Raw genomic sequence first — 18587 nt, forward strand, 5'->3', positions numbered from 1 at the left:
AGCTGGCCCCCAATCCGATGGATTGGGGGCCGCGCCCGGTAGTCGAAACATCCGGGTAGTTATGGCTCAACTATAACACCGTTCGACAACACCGAGATTGGCGCCGTGACTGGTTCAACAGGGGCACCGGCGTCGGGCTCCGTCGATGCGTCCGGTCCACCATGCAGCGTCTTCGCTGACGCCGCGGCTGCGCGCTTGAGGGCGCCGGCCGCGGCGTCCGTGGTGACCACGGTGCGGTTCCGAACGAGCAGCTTCCCGTCCTTGAAGATGCCGAGCGACTGCAGCCGCTCGATCGCGGGCCAGAGCGCCCGTTCATGCCATTCGGACAGCGCCGACGAGGGCTCTTCCAGCATGTCGCTGTACGCGGCTTCGCGGGCGACCATCACCGCGGTGAGGACCTCGACGACCACCGGGTTCTCGTGCCAGTCTGCCGGGAACTCGTACTGCTCGGCGCTGAGGTGTCGCAGGTAGCGCTCCTCGAGCCACTGCACGAACGCAGTGAGATCCTGCGCGAGCTCCTTCCGGCGCTCTTCGCTGACCCCGACCCAGTTCCAGGGACCGCCCGCGTCCGCGACCGCGGTTTCCGCGACCGGCGCGGTGGTCCCGACCTGCGGGACCGGAGCCTCGGTGGCCGCCTCGGCGCCGGCGGCCGCGTCCGCCATGAGGATCCCGGCGACGAGCTGTTCGAGCCGGCGGACCTTCTCTTCGAGGTCCACCGGTTCCTGCCCCTCGGCGTCGTTCTCGTCCGGCGCCTCCGGGGTGGCTGTGTCGTCGCTCATGCTGCGATCCCTTCCTGCTCGAAGGCCCAGTTCTGGCCCTCTTCGATCGCGGCCTTGTCGTCCTCTTCCCACCAGCCGGGCAGGTCGACGATCGCCACGGGCAGCTCCCGGTAGAACAGCATCCCCTTGCCGGGCTCGAGCTGACGGATCGCGCCGGCGGTCATCACGCGTTCCTTGATCGTCGACGTCGACGTGGACATGCCGTTGACGGACTCGGTGGTGCCGATGCGTTCGGCTTCCTTCTCCGAGCACAGCTTCGACAGGCTCTCCAGGTACTCGTCGTCCTTGATCCCGCCGAGCACCATCAGGATGTTCGAGGACTTCAGGATCTTGTTCCCGCCGGCCTTGCCCCACCGGGTCTCGGCATCCTTCGGATCCTGGTGGAACGACCACGTGATGATGCCGCGGTCGCCGCCGTCGGTGACGAGCGCCGGCAGGCCCGGGATCGGGGCGATGTTCGCCACCTCGTCGAGGACCAGCGTCAGCGGCTTCGGCAGACGACCGGTGCGGTACTTCGTCGCGTGCGCCTTCGCGCGCCGCTCGATCGTCGACACCAGCGCGGTGATGACGGGCGCTGCGAGCGAGGCGTCGCCAGACTCACTGAGCAGGTAGAGGGTGTCCGTTGAACCGATGAACGCGTCGACGTCGAACACCCGGTCGCCTTCGTTCGGGCAGACGGCGTCGAGGATCTCCTCGAGTGCCAGGGTCTCGAGCGCCAGGCGCAGGGTCATGTCGGTGCTGTCGACCGTGTCGTGAGCCTCGGAGCGGCAGAACCGGCGCAGGTCCGACAGCCACCCCGGGTTCGCGTTCGGGTGCTCCCGCAGCACGTCGTAGGGGGTGTCGATCGAGAAGTCCTTCGACCACAGCACGACGTCGCGCATGGTGTAGCCGCCGAGGGCCGCGGCGTGGAGGAGGCACTGCAGCACGTTCTGCGCGGTGCCGGCAAAGAACTTCGCGTTCCCGGCATCATTCAGCGGACGGGCAGCGATGATCGTCTTCGCCCGCTGCGTGGCCTCCTTCGCCGACTCGCAGCCGACGAGGATGTCCCACTTCACCCGGGTTGGCCAGTTCGTCACGCCCTCCGGGTCGAACACGTGCACGGTGCCGACCTTGGACCGCAGCCAGGCCGTGAGCCGGACGACGTCGGGCTTCGTCGACGTCGACACAACCGGACCGAACGCCTTGAGGATCAGCCGGATGACCAGCCGCATCGTCTTGCCGGACCGGGGTGGTGCGACGACGGTGGCCACGTCTTCCGTCGTCGCGCGGATCGGGTGGTCGTCCATGTAGGCGTACGGCTCGGTGGTCTCGACCTTGTAGCCGATCTCGGCGCGGTCCTGCAGCTCCTGCACGCCGGCGAAACCCTCCTCAGCCTTCGGCTTCGACGGCCCGAACACCTTGTGCCAGATCGCCGGGAGGGCGAACCAGAGCACCATGAGGATCACCACGGCGACAACGACCGCTCCGATCGCGAACACGATCCCGCTCTCCGGCATCCGGAACCGCCCCTTCAACGCGACGAGGGCGACGTCGAGCGGGTTCCACGACAAGTCCCGCACCTTCGGGTCCTGGTCGGCCGCTATGTGCAGTCCGGTCCAGCCCGCGAGGACCACGACCGCCATCCACACGTACACCTGCGCCGACGCCCAGAATTCCTTCATCGTGTCCATCAGCGGTTCGCTTCCTTGTCGAAGAACGACACCCAGCCGGCGGCGGGTGCAGGGTCGGATGATGCAGCGGCCGGTGCCGGTGCTTTCGCGATCGCGCCGGGGCCGGGCTCGGCGAGGAGCTCGGGCAAGTCGACGGCAGCGATCTCTCGGTTGTCGATCCACCACCGAGCTGCGGTGACGCGGCGGGCTGTCTCGAGCACGTCGGACTGGAACACCGCGGCGTCGACGAGGTTCGTTTCGACGAGCTCACGGAACGATGCCCGCAGGAACTCCTGCCGGATCCGCACCGCCCACCGCACGGCGCCGTCGTTGCCGACCAGCTCCGGCATGCCGTCCCGCTCGGCTTCCGCGCGGAGCTCGGCATCCTCCGCGGCCCGCTGGGTCGCTTCGCACGCGGGGCACTGACGGTTCTTCGCGAACCACCGTGCCGTGCCGGCGCGCTGGCCGGCGGGCTTGTCGGAGAGGTTCTTGCGGACCGTGTGCCCGCAGGTGTGGGTGATGTCCCACTCCGTGGGGATCGGGGTCATAGGAGGCCCTCCAGCTGCCATTCCCAGTCGATGCGGTTGAACTCGCCGGCGACGAGCGCGTTGCCGGCGATCAGCAGGGCGACGCCGAGCAGCGCCCAGACCGCCTGCGCGGTCAGGTGCAGCTCCACCGGGCCCGTTGTGCCGCCGGGGAGCAGCTGCACGACGGGCAGCCCCACCACGGTGGCGATGACCCCGCACAGTGCGCCGAGGAGCAGACACAGCCGCGCGATTGCCAGGCGGCCACGGCGCACCGTGGCCCGCGGCTCAGGCACTGGCGCTGTCGGCCGCTTCATGCGATCGCCGCCAGCACGAGGAAGAACACCGCGGTCGCCACGGCGAGGATGAGGAACACCACGCGGATCCGGGGCAACCCGAACCGCCGTGCGTGCGAGGTGTCTGTGTCAACGAGCTTGTCGGTCATCGTCGTGTCCTTCAGCTGCAGGTGGTCAGGGTGCGTGCGAGCGCGTGCTCGTCTGCGGTGGCGATCGACAGGTGCCACTTCGTGGCCACGGTCACGAACGATGCCGCGTAGCTGCAGGCGTCGCCGGTGTTCGCCGGCATCCACTCCGCGGGCCCGGAGTCGGACTTCTCTTCGTTCGCGGGCCCGTCGACGGCGATGAGGTTCGCCGCCTGGTCGTTGGCGAACAGCTCCCGCTGCGTAGCGGTCCACGACGCGGCGCCGTGCCGCCATGCGTAGGCGAGCGGGACGCGGTGGTCGATCTGCACGGCCACGCTCGACGTCGGCCCACGGTTGAAGGCGATCGTGCGGCCCGTGTACGGGTCGTGGAGCGCCCCGGAGAGCACGACGCACCCGTTGGTGCCCGGCTTCACCACGACGGCCGTGAGGTCGCGTCGGAGGACGTCGTTGCGGGTGTCGCAGCCGTTGCGGTCGGTGTCGGCCCACGCCGGCCCGAACGCGTCCCGGTCGTAGCGCGCCGGCACGTACGCGTCGGAGATCTCCAGCGTGCGGAGATCTCGCAGCGCCTCGGCCGCGGACACCGTGCTCGAGGGCGACGGCTGTCCCGTCGACGTCGACCGGACCTCGCCGGTCGCGGTCGTGGGGTGCACGTAGGGTGCGGCGATCGCGGCGACAGCCGCGGCCGCGAACAGGGCGGCCGCCGTGACGAGCTGCTGCTTCGTGCGGCGTCTCACTGGGGGCCCCCTTCCCGGTCACCGTGGTGGCCCTCCGGCGCGGTGACGTCGTGGAGGATCTGCCGCACCCGCGATGGAGAGAGACCAGCTTCCTGCGCGACTCGGTGGTGGCCGACCGTCAGGGCGGCCTCGGCGATCGCGAGGTCGCGTGCTTCACGGGCGGCCTTGTACGCGGCGACGGTCCGGTGGACCTCGTCAACCCCGCCCGTGACAGCGCCGACGATCTTCCCCACAACGCTCACCAGACCCGCACCGTCATCGGCTGCCCGGCGCCGCGGGAGGAAACCACGAACGAGCTCACGGCCATCGGATAGGGCGAGTCGTATGAGGTGTGCAACCACTGCTCCGCCCACGTCAGCACGTCGTCGAGGGTGCCAAGCTCCGACGCGTGCTCGTGCACCTGCAGGTCGTCCGCGACGCGCGGCCCGGACCGCAGCACCCACTCCTCGAGCGAGGCCGTCTGCTCGAGGACGAGCTTCTCCCACGCCACCAGGCCGGGATGCTCCTCGAGCACGTTGGTGCGGTCGGAGAGGCGGCCGCGGAACCGCACGCGACCGCGCAGCTCCGGGCCAGGCATGGACGCCGGCACGTCGCCGGCGTCGACGACAGGTCCGGTCCACACCGACAGGACGGGCAGGTCGCGGGAGCCGGCCCCGTCGAACGGGTCGATGTCGCGGCCGATCATGAACCGGCACACTGGCCCTGCCGCCTGCAGGTGGTCGAGGGCGGCGCCGATGGTGCGGTGCTCCAAGCGGACGACGTCGCGGCCGCGGCCGACGTCGGCCCAGCGGCTCATGACGAGCACCTGGTCGATGCTGTCCCGGTCGGGGAACACGGAGTAGTCCGGCCACGCGTCACCCCGCAGCGGCGAATGCAGCTCGCCGGCGGGTGCAGTGAGTCCGCCCCAGCTCACCGGAGCGTGCTCCTGCAGCTGGTCGAGGATCTCGAACGTGACGGTGCCTGCGTCGAGCGGCATGGTCAGGGTGCTCATGAGGCGTCCTTGCCGAGGGTCAAGGGCTCCGTGGTGGAACCGAGGTCGATGTGCTGGTGCGAGCAGGGGTCTTCGAACTGGCGGAAGTTCTCCAGCGGCGTGTTGGGCCGGCACTGCACCTGCCCTGCCTGGGAGCCCTTCGGCATCACGGTGTCGAGCCACTTCAGGAACTCGATGTCCTGCTTCCCGGAGCCGAGGAGCACGCTCCCGCCGACGGCGTTGAAGTCCACGGCCACCGCTGGGTTCTTGCAGTGCAGCGACCCGGACTCGCAGTGCGTGCCGATGCCGACGCACGGACGGTTCATGTCGCTGATCTGCACGGAGCCGTACTTGTTGAGCGCCGCGACGAGCAGCTGCAGGATCCGGGTGTCGACCTGGCAGCCGTCCTTGGTCGTCCCGTCGACGATGGGCAGGATCTCCTGCTCCACCATCTGCGGGTGGTACGTGTCGGTGAAGGTGCCCTTCTCCCACGCGGCCTTGAGGGTCTTCGCAAGCTCGACCTGGTCGCCGGAGACGTCGCAGCCGGACGTTGTCGCAGCGCCGGTGACGGCAGCGACCATCTGCTGCGCGTCGGTCCAGAACTTCGCGTAGTGGTACGGGTCGGCGTTGACCTGCACCTTGTGGGCGGCGAGCGTCGGCTCGAGCGTCTCCCAGTCGGGCACCTTGACCAGCTTCGCCAGGAACGCCTTCGCAGCCTTCTCCGGGTTCAGCCGGTCGGCGCGCTTTCCGTAGCTGTCGTCCTGCTGCAGCACGCCGATGGTGGTGTTGTCGACGGCGTCGCCGTGGTTCAGGTTCGTCAGCGACGACTCACCCATCGCCGTCATCACGACGATGGTGGTGGCCTGCTCGTTCGCCTTCACCTGGTGCGCGGCTCCGACGAGCCGTGCGGCCATCTTCACCTGGTCGGTGTCCCACGTGCCGACCTTCTTCGGGAGGTCCTTCGTGACCGCCGCGGTGTCGCCGGCGCCTACACCGCACGCCGCGGCCGCGGTCGAGCCGCCACCGGAGGCTCCGAGGAGCATCCCGATGAACAGCACGATGACCGCCACGGCGCCGACAACGAACTTGACCATGTCAGTCGTCCTCGCCGGGGAGGATCGCGCGGAGCACCTTCCAGGAGCCGTTCACCTGGTTGAGCTGCACCGTGTACGTGCCGGCGTCGGTGGGAACGTCGACGATCGCGGCACCGTTGGTGCCACCGTCCTCGAGCTTCACCGTGCCGGCGAGGGTCGTCCCGGGAACCGCCTGCTGGCTGGTGCCCTCGTACGCGGCCTGCGCCTGCGTGGTGAGGTACGGCATCCAACCCTTGGCCCACGCGTCACCGGTGACGCTCTTGTCGACGTACGCGGACACGAACCCGGACGCCGTCCCGGTCGCGGCGCCCTCTTGCGTCGACGTGATCGGGTCCTCCGCGTTCACCGGCGCTGTCGGCTGCGCCGACGGGGTCACCTGGCCGGGGCCGGTGACCTTCGGCTGCCCGTCGTCGCTCGTGGCCGCACTGGTCGGTGCTGCTGCGGGGACCGAGACCGACGGCTGCGCCGGAGCGCTGGCGCACCCGGTGAGGGCTGCGGCGATCACCACTGCGGCGGCGATCGAGAGGCTGGTGCGGTTCACAGTGCTGCTCCCGTCAGGCCGGCGCTGGTGTCGGTGATCTGTCGCTCGAGCTCGGAGCGGAAGTGCGCGATCCGCACCTCCGCGGAGAGACCGACCTTCTTGAAGTGCTGCCCCTTCGGCAGGGTCATCAACTGCTCGGCCGCGCCGGGCTTCAAGCCGGCGATCTGCGCGGCTGCGACCGCGTCGTCGGCCTTCGACTGCCGGAACAGGTGCATCGTTCCGGCCTCCTTGATGAACGCCACCGCGGGGTCGTCGGCGGGGATGTCGGAGATGTGGTGGATGTTGACCACGTTCGACAGGCCGAGCGCGCGGGAGAGCTTCGCGTTGGACTGGATGACCTTCCCCATCGGCCCGCCGACGAGGAACCAGCCCTCGTCGACGCAGAACGTCGTCTTCCACCCCGGCTCGGAGCGGCGGATCGTGCCGAGGGTCCACGCGTTGGCGAGCATCATCGCGAGCGGGACGGCGGGGCCGTCCTCGGGCAGCTGCGAGATGTCGAACACGGTCAGCTTCTCGCCGAGCTTGACGTTCTCCGACGTGTCGCCGTCGAACAGGCCCGGCATCTCTTCCGGGAGACGTTCGAGGATGAACCGCAGCGTGAGGCCGGCTTCGTGCATCCGCTCGAGCGCGGTGGGGCTCATCTGCTTCCTGAGCTCGTCGCTGATGACGCCGCAGTGGTCGAGGACGTCGTAGATGTTCACGACCCGGCCCCGGCCCCGCGCCTGGGCGGCTCCGTCGCGGAGCGCTGCTCGCAGCGCCTTCCGCTCCCACGTGTCCAGCGGGGTGCCGTCGTTCAGGAGCGCGGCGGCCTGCTGCAGGACCATGAGGGCGCCGGTGTCGCCGGCGATGAACCTGGTCTGCGACAGGGCCGGGTCGAGCATGTTGATCCGGGACCCGTCTCGGTCGCCGAGGGCGAGACGGATCGGGTCGACCCCGGCGGTGTGGGCGACGTTGGTGTACTCGCCCCACGGCTCCGTCGGGGACTGCTGCTTCTTGTCGACGACGACCACCCGGCGACGCAGGAGCGTCAGCGCGCGGAGGACGTAGTCGCACTTCATCAGCGTCGACTTGCCCACGCCGACGTCGCCGGCTTCGACGACGTTCGGGGAGTCGACCAGACCGAGCGCGTACGCCTGGAACTGGTCGTTCACGCTCGGCGTCTTCGACAGCGTCTCGACCCCGGACAGCAGGCCCTCGAACTGCATCGGGGATTCCAGGATCCCCTGGTTCAGCACCTCGACCTGCCGCGACGTCGACGGGGCACCCTTCACAGGGCCGCCGTAGTAGCCGGTGCGCTTCAGGACCCGGTTGCGCGGTTCGACGTAGCCGCGGGGCTCGAGGCGGGGGAACTCCCAGTCGCCGATGGGGAGCTGCGTCTGCTCGAGCACGGTGGTGTCGGTCATCGGTTCGTTCCTGTTCGTTCAGAGGGCACGACGAGGTGGCGGATGTCGCGGTACAGCAGACTGGTGACGGCCAGTGCGGCCGTGACGAACACCAGACCCGCCACGGAGCTGACGAGCGCGCCGAGCATCAGGCTCGCGATACCGACGAGGCCGAGGCAGACGCCAAGCAGGACCACGCGGCCCTTCCCGACGACGAGGCCGTACAGCGTGCAGAACAGGCCGGCGGCTACCGACATGGTGAAGGCGCCCGAGAGCACCCAGATCGTTGCGGTCACAGTGCTTCCTTCGCTTCCTTGCCCTGCGCGAACTGCTCGACCTTGGAGCCGATCGACACGTTCGCCGGTGCGATCCCCCGGCCGACGGGCCAGGTGAACGCGTTGGCGGTGGCGGAGTCGACCTCCAGCCACTCGAGGGTGCGGATCCCGGCCCGGCTCGCGGCGTCCTCGATGAGCTCGGAGACGTCAGCCAGGCCGCGTTCGGTGCCGTCGGTGACGGTGATGTAGCCGACCCAGTTCGCGCCGACGTGGCCGGTTCCCGGGATGAGGTCCTGGTGGCGGCGCCGGGCTGCGTCGGCTTCGACGTTCAGGGCGACGTCTTCGATCTGCCCGTCCTTGGAGCGCTTGATCTGGTCTGCGATGTCGGAGACCCGGTCCTGCTCGGAGAGGTGGCGGGCTTCGTCCTGCGGGGATCCTTCGATGTGCCAGGCGATCGTCCGGACCACCTGGGACTGCATCCCGCCAAGCAGCGGCGCCATCCACAGCGCGTTCCGCTCGACCACTTCGAGGTTCTTCGCCGTGATGCGTGCGGTCCGCGACAGCGACACCGACACCTGGCCGCCCTTGGGTGCGCCGACGTACGTCGTGTACGACCACGCGTCCTCGGAGGGCAGCCACCCGGTGGTCGGCGTGACGTCGGCGACCTGCTCCATCGGGAAGCCGGGGTGCTGCATGTGCCGGATCACCGCGGCGGTCTGCCGGGCGCTCATCGCGCGCACGTTCTTGTAGCCGGCGCCGACGAGCATGCGCCGCACCCCTTCGATCTCGTTCGCCATGAACAGCCGCCACCCAAGCGCCGCGTCGCCGTGGCGCGCGGCCCGGCGGGCGAACCGGTCCGAGACGGGCCAGGAGACGGTGAACATCGGCCGCTGCATGAGCTGCCCGGCGGCGACACCGTCGACGACGTCCTTGTAGGAGTGCAGCAGCACCGCGGGGACGCTGCTGTCGCCGTTCTCCGCCATCCACGCTTCGTGCTGCGCGGAGTCGGTGGGCATGTTGCGGCTGATGGTCTGGATGCGCTTGGCGAACCCGAGCGGGTCCCCGAGCGACGCGACGACGGCGGAGAAGCCGGCGGAGGCGACGTCGAACACCTGGTCGGTCTCGATGCCGGTGACCTGCCCGGTCGTGGTGAACGTGACCGCGAGGTACTCCTCCCCTTCCGGGGTCTGGTGCCACTGGATCCCCGGTTCGCCGACACCGTCCTGCAGCCACAGCATTCCGGCGACCCCGTCCGGGGTGTCCCGCATCGCGTGGAGCTCCTGCATGCTCCCCCGCTTCTCTTCACGGGTGCTCGCCTCGGCCCACCGGTCGGTGAGCATGTCCCACCCGTCCTGGTCGAACGGGACGAACTTCGTCGTCCCGCGGCGCAGGCGTTCCTTCCACCGGGCGGCCTTCATCCGGCGCTGCAGGATGGTGTTGTTCGCCGTGTCGATCGTCGAGAACCAGGCTGCTCCGACGAGGACCGCGCCGACCAGCAGGGCCCACAGCCCGATGACGAACACGGAGACGAGCGTCACGGTGATGCTCGAGCCGAGCGCCCAGAGTCGGGGCTTGGAGATGCGCCCGCCGAACAGGCCACGGTGGGCGCTGTCGCCGCCGATGATCGAGGTACGCATGCTCATGCCTCCTGGTGGGTGCCGTGGTCAACGGCCTGCTCAGCGGCCGTCGACGCGGCCTGGGAGGCCTGCTGCGCGACCTTGAGTGCGGAGTTGGCCAGCAGCATCCCGACGGCCAGGGGCGCGCCGACACCGGTCGATGCGGTGCCCGCAGCGGCCGCGGCTCCAGCTCCACCGGCAGCGCCGGCAGCGCCGGCACCAGCGCCGGCACCCGCACCTGCGGCTCCGGCCTTCCCTGCAGCACCGGCTGCGCCGGCGGCGTGCTTGCCGGCCGTGCTCGCAGCGGACGCGCTCACGTTGACCGAACCGCCGCCACCGGCTGCTGCGTTGCCGGCAGCACCGACCTGGGATGCCTGCCCGCCGTACCCACCGCTGACCTGCGCGGGGGCGGTCGGCATGTTCCACTGGTAGCCGCCGCCACCGCTCTGTCCGGCCGGCTGTGACGCCGCGGTCTGGTGCGCGGTCTGCGGGGCGTGGGATGGGGTGTTCGGGATCTGCGGCGCCACCTGTGGCGGGGTGAACCCGCTCGTGCGGGAGGTGCCGCCACCGCCGCCGGGGCGCGGGATCCACTTCAGCATCGACAGCGGCGCGAACACGACGATGAAGGAGATCACTGCCGGCACTGCGAGGTTCACGAACGTCTGGATCGGGTTGACGAGCTTGCCGAGGGTGCCCGGGTCAGCGGTGATCGAGATCCCGTTGATGGCGCGGAACGCCAGCCCAACGAGAAGGATCAGCGCGACCTGGGTGAGACCGATGACGACCCAGATGACCGGGACGGCCTTGCCGAGCTTCCGCGTGTCCGGGTTCACGATCCACACGAATCCGAGCGGCAGCACCGAGCCGACGAGGTACTGGGTGGCCAGCTGGATGATGAAGATGAACGCCACACCCAGCAGGCTGAGGAACAGGGTGCCGAGGACGAACATCGACACGATCGCCGAGTTCAGGAGCGATCCGGCGTCGTCGGCGGATGCGAGCTCGGCGATCTTGGTGAAGAACTCTTGGGTGGTGGAGTTCACCGCCCACGCGGCCATCGCGTCACCGGCTGCAGTGAAGAGCTTGGTCAGCGCGATGCCGACCACGGGACCGAACGCGGCACCAATGAGGAACGCGGGCGCCGCGATGAAGATCGACTCGAGCATCTCCTTCGGACCCAGCGATCCCCGCTTACGGCGTCCCATGATGAAGAGCAGCTGCACGGCGAGCACGAACATCGACACCGAGAACGACATCGCGTAGGACTTCAGCCACCACTGAGCGTCGTAGTTCGGGTGCAGAGCGCTGAGCAGCCACGGGATCAGCACACCGGACACGGCGTGCACGGCGTCCTGCATCTGCTGTGTGATGAAGCCCATCGGGTCCTGGGCGAACTCGATGCCCTTCTTCACACCCTCGACGGCCCCCTTACCCTTGGCGAACACGCCGGAGACCCACGACAGGCCTTTGGCGAGTGCGTCACCGCCGCCGCAGACGATTGCTCCTGCTTGGCATGCCATCAGCAGCCCTCCTTGTACTTGGTGCCGGACGTCAGACCCTCGTCCCAGCCGGGAGAGGGATCGGCGTCGGAGATGACCCAGCCCTGCGCGCTGGTGGTGAGGGTGAAGGTGCCGCCCGTGTACTGGTACTTGGAGGCGCTGTCCTCAGCGGGGTCGGGTTTGCCGTTCGTCGTGGTGAGGCCGGCGAAGGCGATGGTGACGGTGGTGTCGGTGCTGTCCCGGACCAGGTACGCCGAACCGGACAGGTCGACGCCGTGTGTCTGCCCGTCGTCGTAGCCCGACTTCGACAGATCGGACGCGGCGAGCATCGAGTGCGCGGTGCCGTCCGTGACGTCATCGACGGTCTCCCGCAGGTTCGGTCGACGGTCGGGGTCCGCGGCGCTGTAGAGCTGCATGAACGCGCCGAGGAACTCCGCGGCCCCGGCCGGGGTGAACTGCTTCTTCTCCCGGAGCTCGAGTAGGTCCTTCGATGTGATGTCCGGGCCGGCGACGCAGCCAGAGGCGTATTCGACGCCCTGGACCGGGGCGGTGCTCCCGGTGCCCGTGGGGGCCTCGGCGGCCACCCCGGCCGGGGTACGGGCGGTGTTCGGCGAGGCGAGGTTCGCGATGGTGACGCCGACCGCGACGAGTGCGATCGCCGCGAGGATCCCGACTGGGATCAGCCACCACCGGCGACGACGCCGGGGCTGGGATGCGGTCTGCTTGCTCATGTGCGATTCCCCTCGCTGGCGTGGACGGCTCAGCCGTTGACGGCGTTGAGGATGAACCCGAAGATCGCCGGGACGATGATGATCCCGCCGGTCATCAGGGACGTGCCGATCACCTCACCCTTCGCGGCCTCCGCCTTCTGCGGGTTCTTCGCGTTCTTGAAGTGCCGCAGCCTCGAGACGGCCTTGAGCAGGAAGAACGCCGAGCCGAGGATGAAGAGGAACCAGACACCGCCGAGCGCGATCTTCCACTGGGTGGTGAAGTTATCGCCGAGCCACGACGGGTCCGGCTTGACGCCGTCGAACGGGTTGATGTTGGCGCCCTTCGCCGTCACCTCGGACGGCGTGTGTGCCGCGATGACGGCGCTGGTGGTCATGTTGATGACCGGGGCGAGGAGTGCGCTCATGAGCGGGACCTTTCGGGGTTAGCCGGCGACGACGGGGAGCGTCGTTCCGGGGTTAGGGGTGTGCCGGGGAGTCGTGGCGGGAGTGCTGGTGCCACGCGTCTGGGACGCTCCGGTGGAGCGAGGTGCAGGGGCCGGGGCCGGGGCAGGTGCCGGCGAGCTCGCGCCAGCAGCCGGCGTCGACGTCGGAGCGGGAGCCGGAGCCGGGGTAGGAGTCGGCGAGGGCTGTGCGGGTGCGGGGTCGGTCGGCTGCTCGGGTGCCGGCGTGCCCGGGTCGGTGGGCTGCGTCGGGTCGGTACCGGGATCCGCCGGAGCGGGATCCGGGTCAACTGGCGCCGGGTCCACAGGTGCGGGCTCCGACGGGTCTGGGATCGGGTCCGTCGGGACCGTCGGGTCCGTGCCCGGGTCGGGGTCCGTCGGGACCGTCGGGTCCGTCGGGTCGGTCGGAACCGGGATTGGGTCTACCGGGATCGGGTCGACCGGCACGGTCGGGTCTCCGGGCAGTGTGGGGTCGACCGGCTGGGTGGGGTCGACGGGGACGTCGACGGCGATCGAGGCGTCGGGGGCGGCGGTGTCGGCGTGGCTGACGGCGGCGGGGCCGAGCGTCATGGTGGCGATCGCGGCGGTGGTGAGCGCGATGCGGGTGCGGGTGTGCATAGAGGTCCTTACTGCTTCGTGGTCTGGTCGGCGGTGGCGTAGGTGCTGATGCGGCCGTCGGTGACGGCGATGAGGTCGCCGGATCCGGTCTCGGCGACCGGGACGACGGTCGGTGCAGGACCGGTGCGAACGGCCTTGCCGGCGACGTATGCGGTCGTGCCGTCCTGGTCGGCGCCGTAGAGGTGGTTGCCCACGAACCCGTCCGCGACGAACCCCTTCGGCACGGCGGCGGTCTTCCCGGCGGCGGTGAACGCGGTCCCCTGCACCAGGAGGGTCTTCCCGTCCTGGCTGGCCGTGACCGGCTCATCCGAACTGGTGCCGGTGCTGCTGATGGCCTTGCCGTCGCCGACGTCGTGGGCGGCGAGCACGGAACCCTGCTCGCGGGTCTTCCACCGCACCCACACCGTGTTGTCGGTGGCGACGACCCACGAGGAGATCTCCGTCGCGCTCTTCGGGGCGGCAAGCTTCGCGGTGCGGGTGACGGTGCCGTTCGTGGCCGCGGTGAGGACTTCACCTCGAGCGGAGGCCCACAGCACCTGTTCGTTCGCCGTGCCGCCCATGATGAGCGCGCCGGGCCGCGGGAACGTGACCGGGACGGCGCCGTGGCCGGTGAGCATCGCCGCGGTGGTGTCGGTGGTCACGAACGGCACGCCGGCGCGCACCTGAAACTCGCCACCGGTCGGGATCCCCGCCTCGAGCTGCAGCTTCCCGGCACCCCAGACGGTCACGGCCGTCTTCGACGCGGCCGCGAGTGCCGGCTTGCCGTCCACGGTCACGGCGGACACGCCACCGACGGCCTTCCCATGCAGGGTCAGCGTGGCCGCGATGCGGCCGGACCCGGCGTGCAGGACGGTGACGGTGCGCCCGTGGGCGTAGCCGACGTAGTTCCCGTCGCTGGTCACGCCGACCGCGCCGACTGCGCCGCTCTTCGCCCACGTGGGCTTCTTCGCCCAGCCGGGCAGCGTCGTCGCGGGGGCCGAGGCGACGTGCGCCGTCGAGCTCTGCTGATCCTCGTGTCCGCTGGTGGCCACGAACAGCGCTGCTATACCCACGACGACGACGGCAGCCACAGCCCAGACCCAGAAGAGGCGGCTGAGGAACGGTGCCGGCTTGTCGGCATCAGCGTCGTCGGCTTGCTCGTCGTTCTCGGCCGAGGGGTCGACCGGTGTGCGGTGGAGCCAGCTGGCGAACAGGGTCCGCAGGCTCGGGTTCTCATCGTCGGTGCTCGAGGCGGTCTCCCCCTCGACGTCTGCTGCATCGTCGGCTGCGTCGGTCGGGCGGGCGCTGCGGCCGAACAGCCCACCGAACAGCACGCGGAGCGTCGGGCGGGCATCTGGCTCGCCCACGGGCTCTTCGTGCTCCACCTCGGGCTCGTCGAGCACAGCGCTGTCGACGTCCCCGGTCCGGGCCAGCGGTGTGCGCTGGTCGACCTCGGCGTAGCCGGCGGCTCGTTCGGAGGAGGTGAAGATCTTCGTCAGGTCGAGCTGGCCGATCTGACGGCCGCAACGCATGCAGAACGTGGCCTGCGGCACTGCCTCCGTGCAGAACGGGCAGGTGACGGCGGGACGCTCGTCGACGTCTGCGGAGTCGTGTGTGGTGTCCGTCATCGTGCTCTCACTTCGTGATCGTGATCGGAGTACCCAGCGGCAGTCGGTTGACTGCCGTGATCGCTTCGGCGGTGAGCCGGATGCATCCGTGCGAGACCGCACCGGAGCTGGTGGTGTTGAAGTGCACCCCAATCAGGCCGCCGTCCGAGCCGCCGAACGGCTCGTCCTTCGCCGCAGAGTGCAGCGACGTCAGCTCGATCGGGTGGACGCTTTGCCCCTGCTTCGGGTCGAGGTAGCGGGCCTGCAGGTACCCCGTGACACCGGTCGGCGTCGGAGTCGTCTTCGTGCCGACACCCACCTGGTAGGTGGCGACGTCCTTGTCGGTGACGATGCTGAGCGTCTGCTCGCCCACGGACACGACCACGCGGGACAGCAGGGCCTCCCCCGCCGTGAGTGCGTCCGTGCGGATCCACGCGGCGGTCTGCGCTGCAGCGTCACCCTTCGCACTCGAGGGGAGCTGCTGACGGGCCGGTGTCAGGATCAGCGTCCACGCGCCGTCCGTCCGGACCGGGACGACGGTCGTCGGATCGCCGAGGAAGTTCGTCGCAGAAAGGTGCGCCACTGCACTTTTCTGCGCGGCACCGTAGAGGGCGACGTCCTTCGCGAGCGTCGCCGATCGGGTCAACGCCGTGGTGTTCGTGCTGTCGTAGCGCATCAGGCCTGGGATCACCGCGTCGTACCGGGCCTCCGGCAGGGAAGCCACTTGGCCGGCCGTCAGAGCGCGGAACGGGCCGGGACGTACCGGGATCGACACCGCTGTGCTCAACGCAGCGGTCGGTGCAGAAAACTGCTCGGTTGGACGAGACACCACGGCGACCGTGATGCAGGTACCAACGACGACCGCTGCAGCGGCGGCCACGAGAACGTTCCGCACGATCGTTGCGCGTGGGTGGTGGGCCAGGTGCAGGCGCGTGAGGGGTCGACGCGTCTGCACCTGACCGTCGTCGCCGTTGCCGACGACGGACGCGGAACCAGAGCCGTCAGAAAACTCGGTCCGCGAGCTCGGAGTTGCCGTGCCCTTTAGCTCAGCCACGGTGGCCCCTCCCCCGGGAACCACCGGTTGGCCCCCGTCTGGGGCAACACTAACTCAATTTGTCAAACTCGGCTAGTAAGACACCGTGGCATGTGCTAAGTCACACTTGGGACGTGCCGAGACCCCAGGACCCGCTAGACCCGACGGAGCCTGATCTCGACGTCGCAAGCGCGATCATGGGTAACCGAACGAAGGCTCTCGTTGTGCGGTACCTGTGGCTGAACGGTCCGACGCCGGCGTCGGAGCTTGTCCGAGAGCTCGGCATCCTCCAAGGCACCATCAGCGCTTCAATGCAGCAGCTCGAGCAGTGGGCAGTCGTCTCAACCGACGTTCCCGCCGATCGCAGGCACGGCCGTTCCGTCACCTACACACTCGACCGCGAACGCCTGCAACAGCTCATCGACCTGTGGCGCGCATTCGTCACGGACGGAGACTGGGGCTCCTAGTCGACGCTCAGCGCCGACCTACGGACGCTGTTGTACTTCTGCGTGCCCATCTCGCGGTAGGCCAAGATAAAACCCAGGACGACGCAGATGGCGGCGAGGCCATTGATTGCCTGGTCTAGCCGGTACATCGGAGTGCTCTCGGCGAAGACTGGCAGCAGGACCGTGCCGATCACGCTCAAGAGGAAGCCCGCGGCGACGAGCATCGCGTTGCGGCGCCGTTTCTCGGATGCGGCTGTGTCTCGGATTGTCGCAAGCACGTGTGGGGCGAGCACCACGCCGATGACTGCCGGGTAGGCGTTCGCGAGGGTGTTGTACCAGACCACCAATGGGTCGCTCCGGTACGCCTCGAGCGCCGGGCTTGATCCGTGGGCACCGATGAGCGCGAGCATCACTGCCAGCGCGATCATGAAGGCGCCGAAGATGGTCCACCCCAGAGCGCCGTTCATACGACGCGCCAGCTGTGGCGCGCCGTTGGCGTCAGCGAGATCCACACACACGATGTTGAGCGAGAGGAAGAGCACTCCCTTGACGACGAGATCTAGGGCGTTGTTGTGCCCGACGTCGAGTGCGGTGTAGACCCCCGGAATCATCAGCGAGAACGACGCGGACAGCAGCAGGAACGCGCTGATCGCGCGAAGGTTGCGGCGCCGGTTCCACTGCGGAAGCCTCGTTACAGCCAACAGAGCAGCCGGAATTGCTACCGCAGCCATGATGACGGTCAAGCTGATGTTCACGTGCTCACCCCAGTGTCTTCCAGTAGTTCGCTTCCACCTGGTCAGCGCGGATCTTTCTCCGAAGCGTTCTCAGCCGGGCACCCGCGAGGTCGATCAGCTCCGTGTCAGAGGCCTCAATGAGGGCCGTGTCCCGCAGGGTTGGTGACCACCCTGCCTCCGCCGGAGACACAAGGCCAGTGACGACCAGCCCAACAGTGGGTGTCCCGTCCGCGATCGTCGCTGCCACGACTGCCTGCTCTGGACTCAGCGTATTCGCGCTGATGGCACGTGAGAGAGACGCCTTATCGAGCGTCGTGGCGTCGATCAACTTCGCCCGAAGGGTCCCGTCGGTGTCAATGGCATCGAACCAGTACCGGGTCGAGTCCTCGAACGGGAACGACTGCAGCTCGTACCCTGCCCCTCCGACCATCCGCGCGATCTGCGAGCGGCGCCGCTTCGAGATCTCGAGCAGGACGTCCTCGACCTCCACCTGGCTCAGCGCTTCGGGCGCCGACGGCTGGACCGCGTCCACCGCGGCGAACGCCGGGAAGCTCCGAAGATCCTGGACAGGGTTCCGGCCCAGTGCACGACTCACTGCGACCACGACCGACCATGACACGCGTGAGCGAAGTCGCTGCGCCCTGATCTTGCCGACGTTTTCCCCGATCAGATGCGCGAGCTCGCTGGACCGGGACGGTGCACCCGCCATCACCAGCCATGCCGCGAACGCATCTTCCGAGAGCATGCTCTAGAGTACCATCCGACAACAACTTACCCTGGTTGACAATCTGCTCACGAGACCCGACTCGCAGCCCGGAACTACCGGAGGTCATCATGACTACTCGTAGCAAAGTACAAGCGGCCGTCTCTGTTTACGACATTACCCCAGAGCTCATCTCGCGCCTCGGTCCCGCCCCGGAGCTCGCGGCCGTCCGTTCCGCAAGCACCGACGAGTTCGACGCAGCGATCGAGGGCTGGTTGCCCGGGTACGCACAGTGGTCGAACGCAGCGTGACCGCGACCCACCGGCGCGCCTGCACGCCTAACCGCTTGTTAACGCGACAGACTGCGGCCATGGGTGTGAACGCCGGGACTCGACGCAACCGACTGCCGCGCGGGCAGAAGGCGGTATACGACCACGTTTCCTTCGCGCCGACCACGGCCGAGGACTTCGGACAGGCTGCCCGCGCTTCGGGCAACCTGTCCCTCTCGATGTACCTCGAGCGCCTGGCGCTCCTGGTCAAGACCGAGCGCGGCGCCCTGCCGCTGCTGACCGACGACACCGCGGAGGCGCTCAAGAGGACCGCATAACGACAAAACCCCCGCCGAAGCGGGGGTCCGGGGCTTAGCCCCAAGTCATGTATCTCAGCACCTGGCACGACGCCAATCAGTTCAGGTTCTGAGGTTCCGAGAGAAGAAGCCCGGTTGGAGCCGGGAGCCTTCGTCGTACCGCCACCCCGAGAGGAGGAGGTGTCGCCATCGTAACGCACGTTGC

General features: G+C 68.9%; 23 protein-coding genes. 2 read left to right on the forward strand and 21 right to left on the reverse strand.

Features of this window, described 5'->3' with window-relative positions; translation table 11 throughout:
- Positions 1–59: 59 nt before the first annotated feature.
- The 19 genes from EDF51_RS20065 to EDF51_RS18645 are packed head-to-tail and all read right to left on the reverse strand — an operon-like array spanning position 60 to position 15604.
- Positions 60–779 carry a hypothetical protein gene (locus tag EDF51_RS20065; protein WP_166673595.1) on the reverse strand — a complete coding sequence of 240 codons (720 nt, stop codon included), beginning with the start codon at positions 777–779 and terminating at the stop codon, positions 60–62.
- Positions 776–2449 carry a type IV secretory system conjugative DNA transfer family protein gene (locus EDF51_RS18565; RefSeq protein WP_134196053.1) on the reverse strand — a complete coding sequence of 558 codons (1674 nt, stop codon included), beginning with the start codon at positions 2447–2449 and terminating at the stop codon, positions 776–778. Before EDF51_RS18565 ends, EDF51_RS20065 begins: the two co-directional genes overlap by 4 nt.
- Positions 2449–2976 carry a hypothetical protein gene (locus tag EDF51_RS18570; protein WP_134196055.1) on the reverse strand — a complete coding sequence of 176 codons (528 nt, stop codon included), beginning with the start codon at positions 2974–2976 and terminating at the stop codon, positions 2449–2451. The genes EDF51_RS18565 and EDF51_RS18570 overlap by 1 nt, the downstream gene beginning before the upstream one ends.
- The gene (locus EDF51_RS18575) at positions 2973–3248 is read right to left on the reverse strand and encodes a hypothetical protein (protein WP_134196057.1); all 276 of its coding nucleotides are present in this window, start codon (positions 3246–3248) and stop codon (positions 2973–2975) included. Before EDF51_RS18575 ends, EDF51_RS18570 begins: the two co-directional genes overlap by 4 nt.
- A 17-nt stretch (positions 3249–3265) precedes the next feature.
- Entirely contained in the window at positions 3266–3397 is a 132-nt protein-coding gene (locus tag EDF51_RS20475) for a hypothetical protein (protein WP_279586161.1), read from the reverse strand.
- A gap of 11 nt (positions 3398–3408) precedes the next feature.
- Positions 3409–4128: an HNH endonuclease family protein gene (locus EDF51_RS18580; RefSeq protein ID WP_134196059.1), complete on the reverse strand. Its 720-nt coding sequence runs from the start codon at positions 4126–4128 to the stop codon at positions 3409–3411.
- Positions 4125–4370, reverse strand: coding sequence for a hypothetical protein (locus EDF51_RS18585; protein WP_134196061.1), 246 nt, complete (start codon positions 4368–4370; stop codon positions 4125–4127). The genes EDF51_RS18580 and EDF51_RS18585 overlap by 4 nt, the downstream gene beginning before the upstream one ends.
- The gene (locus EDF51_RS18590; protein WP_134196063.1) at positions 4367–5119 is read right to left on the reverse strand and encodes a hypothetical protein; all 753 of its coding nucleotides are present in this window, start codon (positions 5117–5119) and stop codon (positions 4367–4369) included. Before EDF51_RS18590 ends, EDF51_RS18585 begins: the two co-directional genes overlap by 4 nt.
- The gene (locus EDF51_RS18595; RefSeq protein ID WP_134196065.1) at positions 5116–6192 is read right to left on the reverse strand and encodes a hypothetical protein; all 1077 of its coding nucleotides are present in this window, start codon (positions 6190–6192) and stop codon (positions 5116–5118) included. Before EDF51_RS18595 ends, EDF51_RS18590 begins: the two co-directional genes overlap by 4 nt.
- A gap of 1 nt (position 6193) precedes the next feature.
- Positions 6194–6733, reverse strand: coding sequence for a hypothetical protein (locus EDF51_RS18600; protein ID WP_134196067.1), 540 nt, complete (start codon positions 6731–6733; stop codon positions 6194–6196).
- A complete protein-coding gene (locus EDF51_RS18605; RefSeq protein WP_134196069.1) occupies positions 6730–8136 on the reverse strand; it encodes a hypothetical protein in 1407 nt (468 codons plus the stop codon). Before EDF51_RS18605 ends, EDF51_RS18600 begins: the two co-directional genes overlap by 4 nt.
- Positions 8133–8411, reverse strand: a complete 279-nt coding sequence (locus EDF51_RS18610; RefSeq protein WP_134196071.1) for a hypothetical protein — start codon at positions 8409–8411, stop codon at positions 8133–8135. Before EDF51_RS18610 ends, EDF51_RS18605 begins: the two co-directional genes overlap by 4 nt.
- Complete coding sequence (locus EDF51_RS18615; RefSeq protein ID WP_166673596.1) at positions 8408–10033, reverse strand: hypothetical protein; 1626 nt, start codon at positions 10031–10033, stop codon at positions 8408–8410. Before EDF51_RS18615 ends, EDF51_RS18610 begins: the two co-directional genes overlap by 4 nt.
- Positions 10030–11526: a hypothetical protein gene (locus tag EDF51_RS20070; RefSeq protein ID WP_166673597.1), complete on the reverse strand. Its 1497-nt coding sequence runs from the start codon at positions 11524–11526 to the stop codon at positions 10030–10032. Before EDF51_RS20070 ends, EDF51_RS18615 begins: the two co-directional genes overlap by 4 nt.
- Complete coding sequence (locus EDF51_RS18625; protein ID WP_134196075.1) at positions 11526–12236, reverse strand: hypothetical protein; 711 nt, start codon at positions 12234–12236, stop codon at positions 11526–11528. The genes EDF51_RS20070 and EDF51_RS18625 overlap by 1 nt, the downstream gene beginning before the upstream one ends.
- A gap of 29 nt (positions 12237–12265) precedes the next feature.
- Positions 12266–12640, reverse strand: coding sequence for a hypothetical protein (locus EDF51_RS18630; RefSeq protein WP_134196077.1), 375 nt, complete (start codon positions 12638–12640; stop codon positions 12266–12268).
- An 18-nt stretch (positions 12641–12658) separates the two neighbouring features.
- Positions 12659–13294 (reverse strand): hypothetical protein, encoded by a 636-nt coding sequence (locus tag EDF51_RS20200; RefSeq protein ID WP_134196079.1) that lies wholly within the window; start codon positions 13292–13294, stop codon positions 12659–12661.
- A gap of 8 nt (positions 13295–13302) precedes the next feature.
- Positions 13303–14901 (reverse strand): hypothetical protein, encoded by a 1599-nt coding sequence (locus EDF51_RS18640; protein ID WP_134196081.1) that lies wholly within the window; start codon positions 14899–14901, stop codon positions 13303–13305.
- A 7-nt stretch (positions 14902–14908) separates the two neighbouring features.
- The gene (locus tag EDF51_RS18645) at positions 14909–15604 is read right to left on the reverse strand and encodes a L,D-transpeptidase (RefSeq protein ID WP_243837164.1); all 696 of its coding nucleotides are present in this window, start codon (positions 15602–15604) and stop codon (positions 14909–14911) included.
- A 443-nt stretch (positions 15605–16047) separates the two neighbouring features.
- Between EDF51_RS18645 and EDF51_RS18650 the strand changes: the two genes are divergently transcribed.
- Entirely contained in the window at positions 16048–16380 is a 333-nt protein-coding gene (locus tag EDF51_RS18650) for a helix-turn-helix transcriptional regulator (protein WP_131881554.1), read from the forward strand.
- On the opposite strand, the gene EDF51_RS18655 is transcribed toward EDF51_RS18650, so the two are convergent.
- Both EDF51_RS18655 and EDF51_RS18660 read right to left on the reverse strand, forming a co-directional pair.
- Positions 16377–17114, reverse strand: a complete 738-nt coding sequence (locus EDF51_RS18655; protein ID WP_134196083.1) for a hypothetical protein — start codon at positions 17112–17114, stop codon at positions 16377–16379. The genes EDF51_RS18650 and EDF51_RS18655 overlap by 4 nt on opposite strands.
- Positions 17115–17118: 4 nt before the next feature.
- On the reverse strand, positions 17119–17838 hold the full coding sequence (locus EDF51_RS18660; RefSeq protein ID WP_134196085.1) for a hypothetical protein: 720 nt from the start codon (positions 17836–17838) through the stop codon (positions 17119–17121).
- Positions 17839–18166: 328 nt separating this feature from the next.
- Between EDF51_RS18660 and EDF51_RS18665 the strand changes: the two genes are divergently transcribed.
- Positions 18167–18403: a hypothetical protein gene (locus EDF51_RS18665; protein WP_134196088.1), complete on the forward strand. Its 237-nt coding sequence runs from the start codon at positions 18167–18169 to the stop codon at positions 18401–18403.
- Positions 18404–18587: the final 184 nt, after the last annotated feature.

Source organism: Curtobacterium sp. PhB25, from assembly GCF_004365375.1.
GTDB lineage: Bacteria > Actinomycetota > Actinomycetes > Actinomycetales > Microbacteriaceae > Curtobacterium.

What these genes read in the sequence shown, in the direction of transcription:
- EDF51_RS20065 (WP_166673595.1), bottom strand. Translation starts at nt 779, where the DNA reads ATGAGCGACGACACAGCCACCCCGGAGGCGCCGGACGAGAACGACGCC.
- EDF51_RS18565 (WP_134196053.1), bottom strand. Translation starts at nt 2,449, where the DNA reads ATGGACACGATGAAGGAATTCTGGGCGTCGGCGCAGGTGTACGTGTGG.
- EDF51_RS18570 (WP_134196055.1), bottom strand. Translation starts at nt 2,976, where the DNA reads ATGACCCCGATCCCCACGGAGTGGGACATCACCCACACCTGCGGGCAC.
- EDF51_RS20475 (WP_279586161.1), bottom strand. Translation starts at nt 3,397, where the DNA reads ATGACCGACAAGCTCGTTGACACAGACACCTCGCACGCACGGCGGTTC.
- EDF51_RS18590 (WP_134196063.1), bottom strand. Translation starts at nt 5,119, where the DNA reads ATGAGCACCCTGACCATGCCGCTCGACGCAGGCACCGTCACGTTCGAG.
- EDF51_RS18595 (WP_134196065.1), bottom strand. Translation starts at nt 6,192, where the DNA reads ATGGTCAAGTTCGTTGTCGGCGCCGTGGCGGTCATCGTGCTGTTCATC.
- EDF51_RS18605 (WP_134196069.1), bottom strand. Translation starts at nt 8,136, where the DNA reads ATGACCGACACCACCGTGCTCGAGCAGACGCAGCTCCCCATCGGCGAC.
- EDF51_RS18615 (WP_166673596.1), bottom strand. Translation starts at nt 10,033, where the DNA reads ATGAGCATGCGTACCTCGATCATCGGCGGCGACAGCGCCCACCGTGGC.
- EDF51_RS20070 (WP_166673597.1), bottom strand. Translation starts at nt 11,526, where the DNA reads ATGGCATGCCAAGCAGGAGCAATCGTCTGCGGCGGCGGTGACGCACTC.
- EDF51_RS18625 (WP_134196075.1), bottom strand. Translation starts at nt 12,236, where the DNA reads ATGAGCAAGCAGACCGCATCCCAGCCCCGGCGTCGTCGCCGGTGGTGG.
- EDF51_RS18630 (WP_134196077.1), bottom strand. Translation starts at nt 12,640, where the DNA reads ATGAGCGCACTCCTCGCCCCGGTCATCAACATGACCACCAGCGCCGTC.
- EDF51_RS20200 (WP_134196079.1), bottom strand. Translation starts at nt 13,294, where the DNA reads ATGCACACCCGCACCCGCATCGCGCTCACCACCGCCGCGATCGCCACC.
- EDF51_RS18640 (WP_134196081.1), bottom strand. Translation starts at nt 14,901, where the DNA reads ATGACGGACACCACACACGACTCCGCAGACGTCGACGAGCGTCCCGCC.
- EDF51_RS18660 (WP_134196085.1), bottom strand. Translation starts at nt 17,838, where the DNA reads ATGCTCTCGGAAGATGCGTTCGCGGCATGGCTGGTGATGGCGGGTGCA.
- EDF51_RS18665 (WP_134196088.1), top strand. Translation starts at nt 18,167, where the DNA reads ATGGGTGTGAACGCCGGGACTCGACGCAACCGACTGCCGCGCGGGCAG.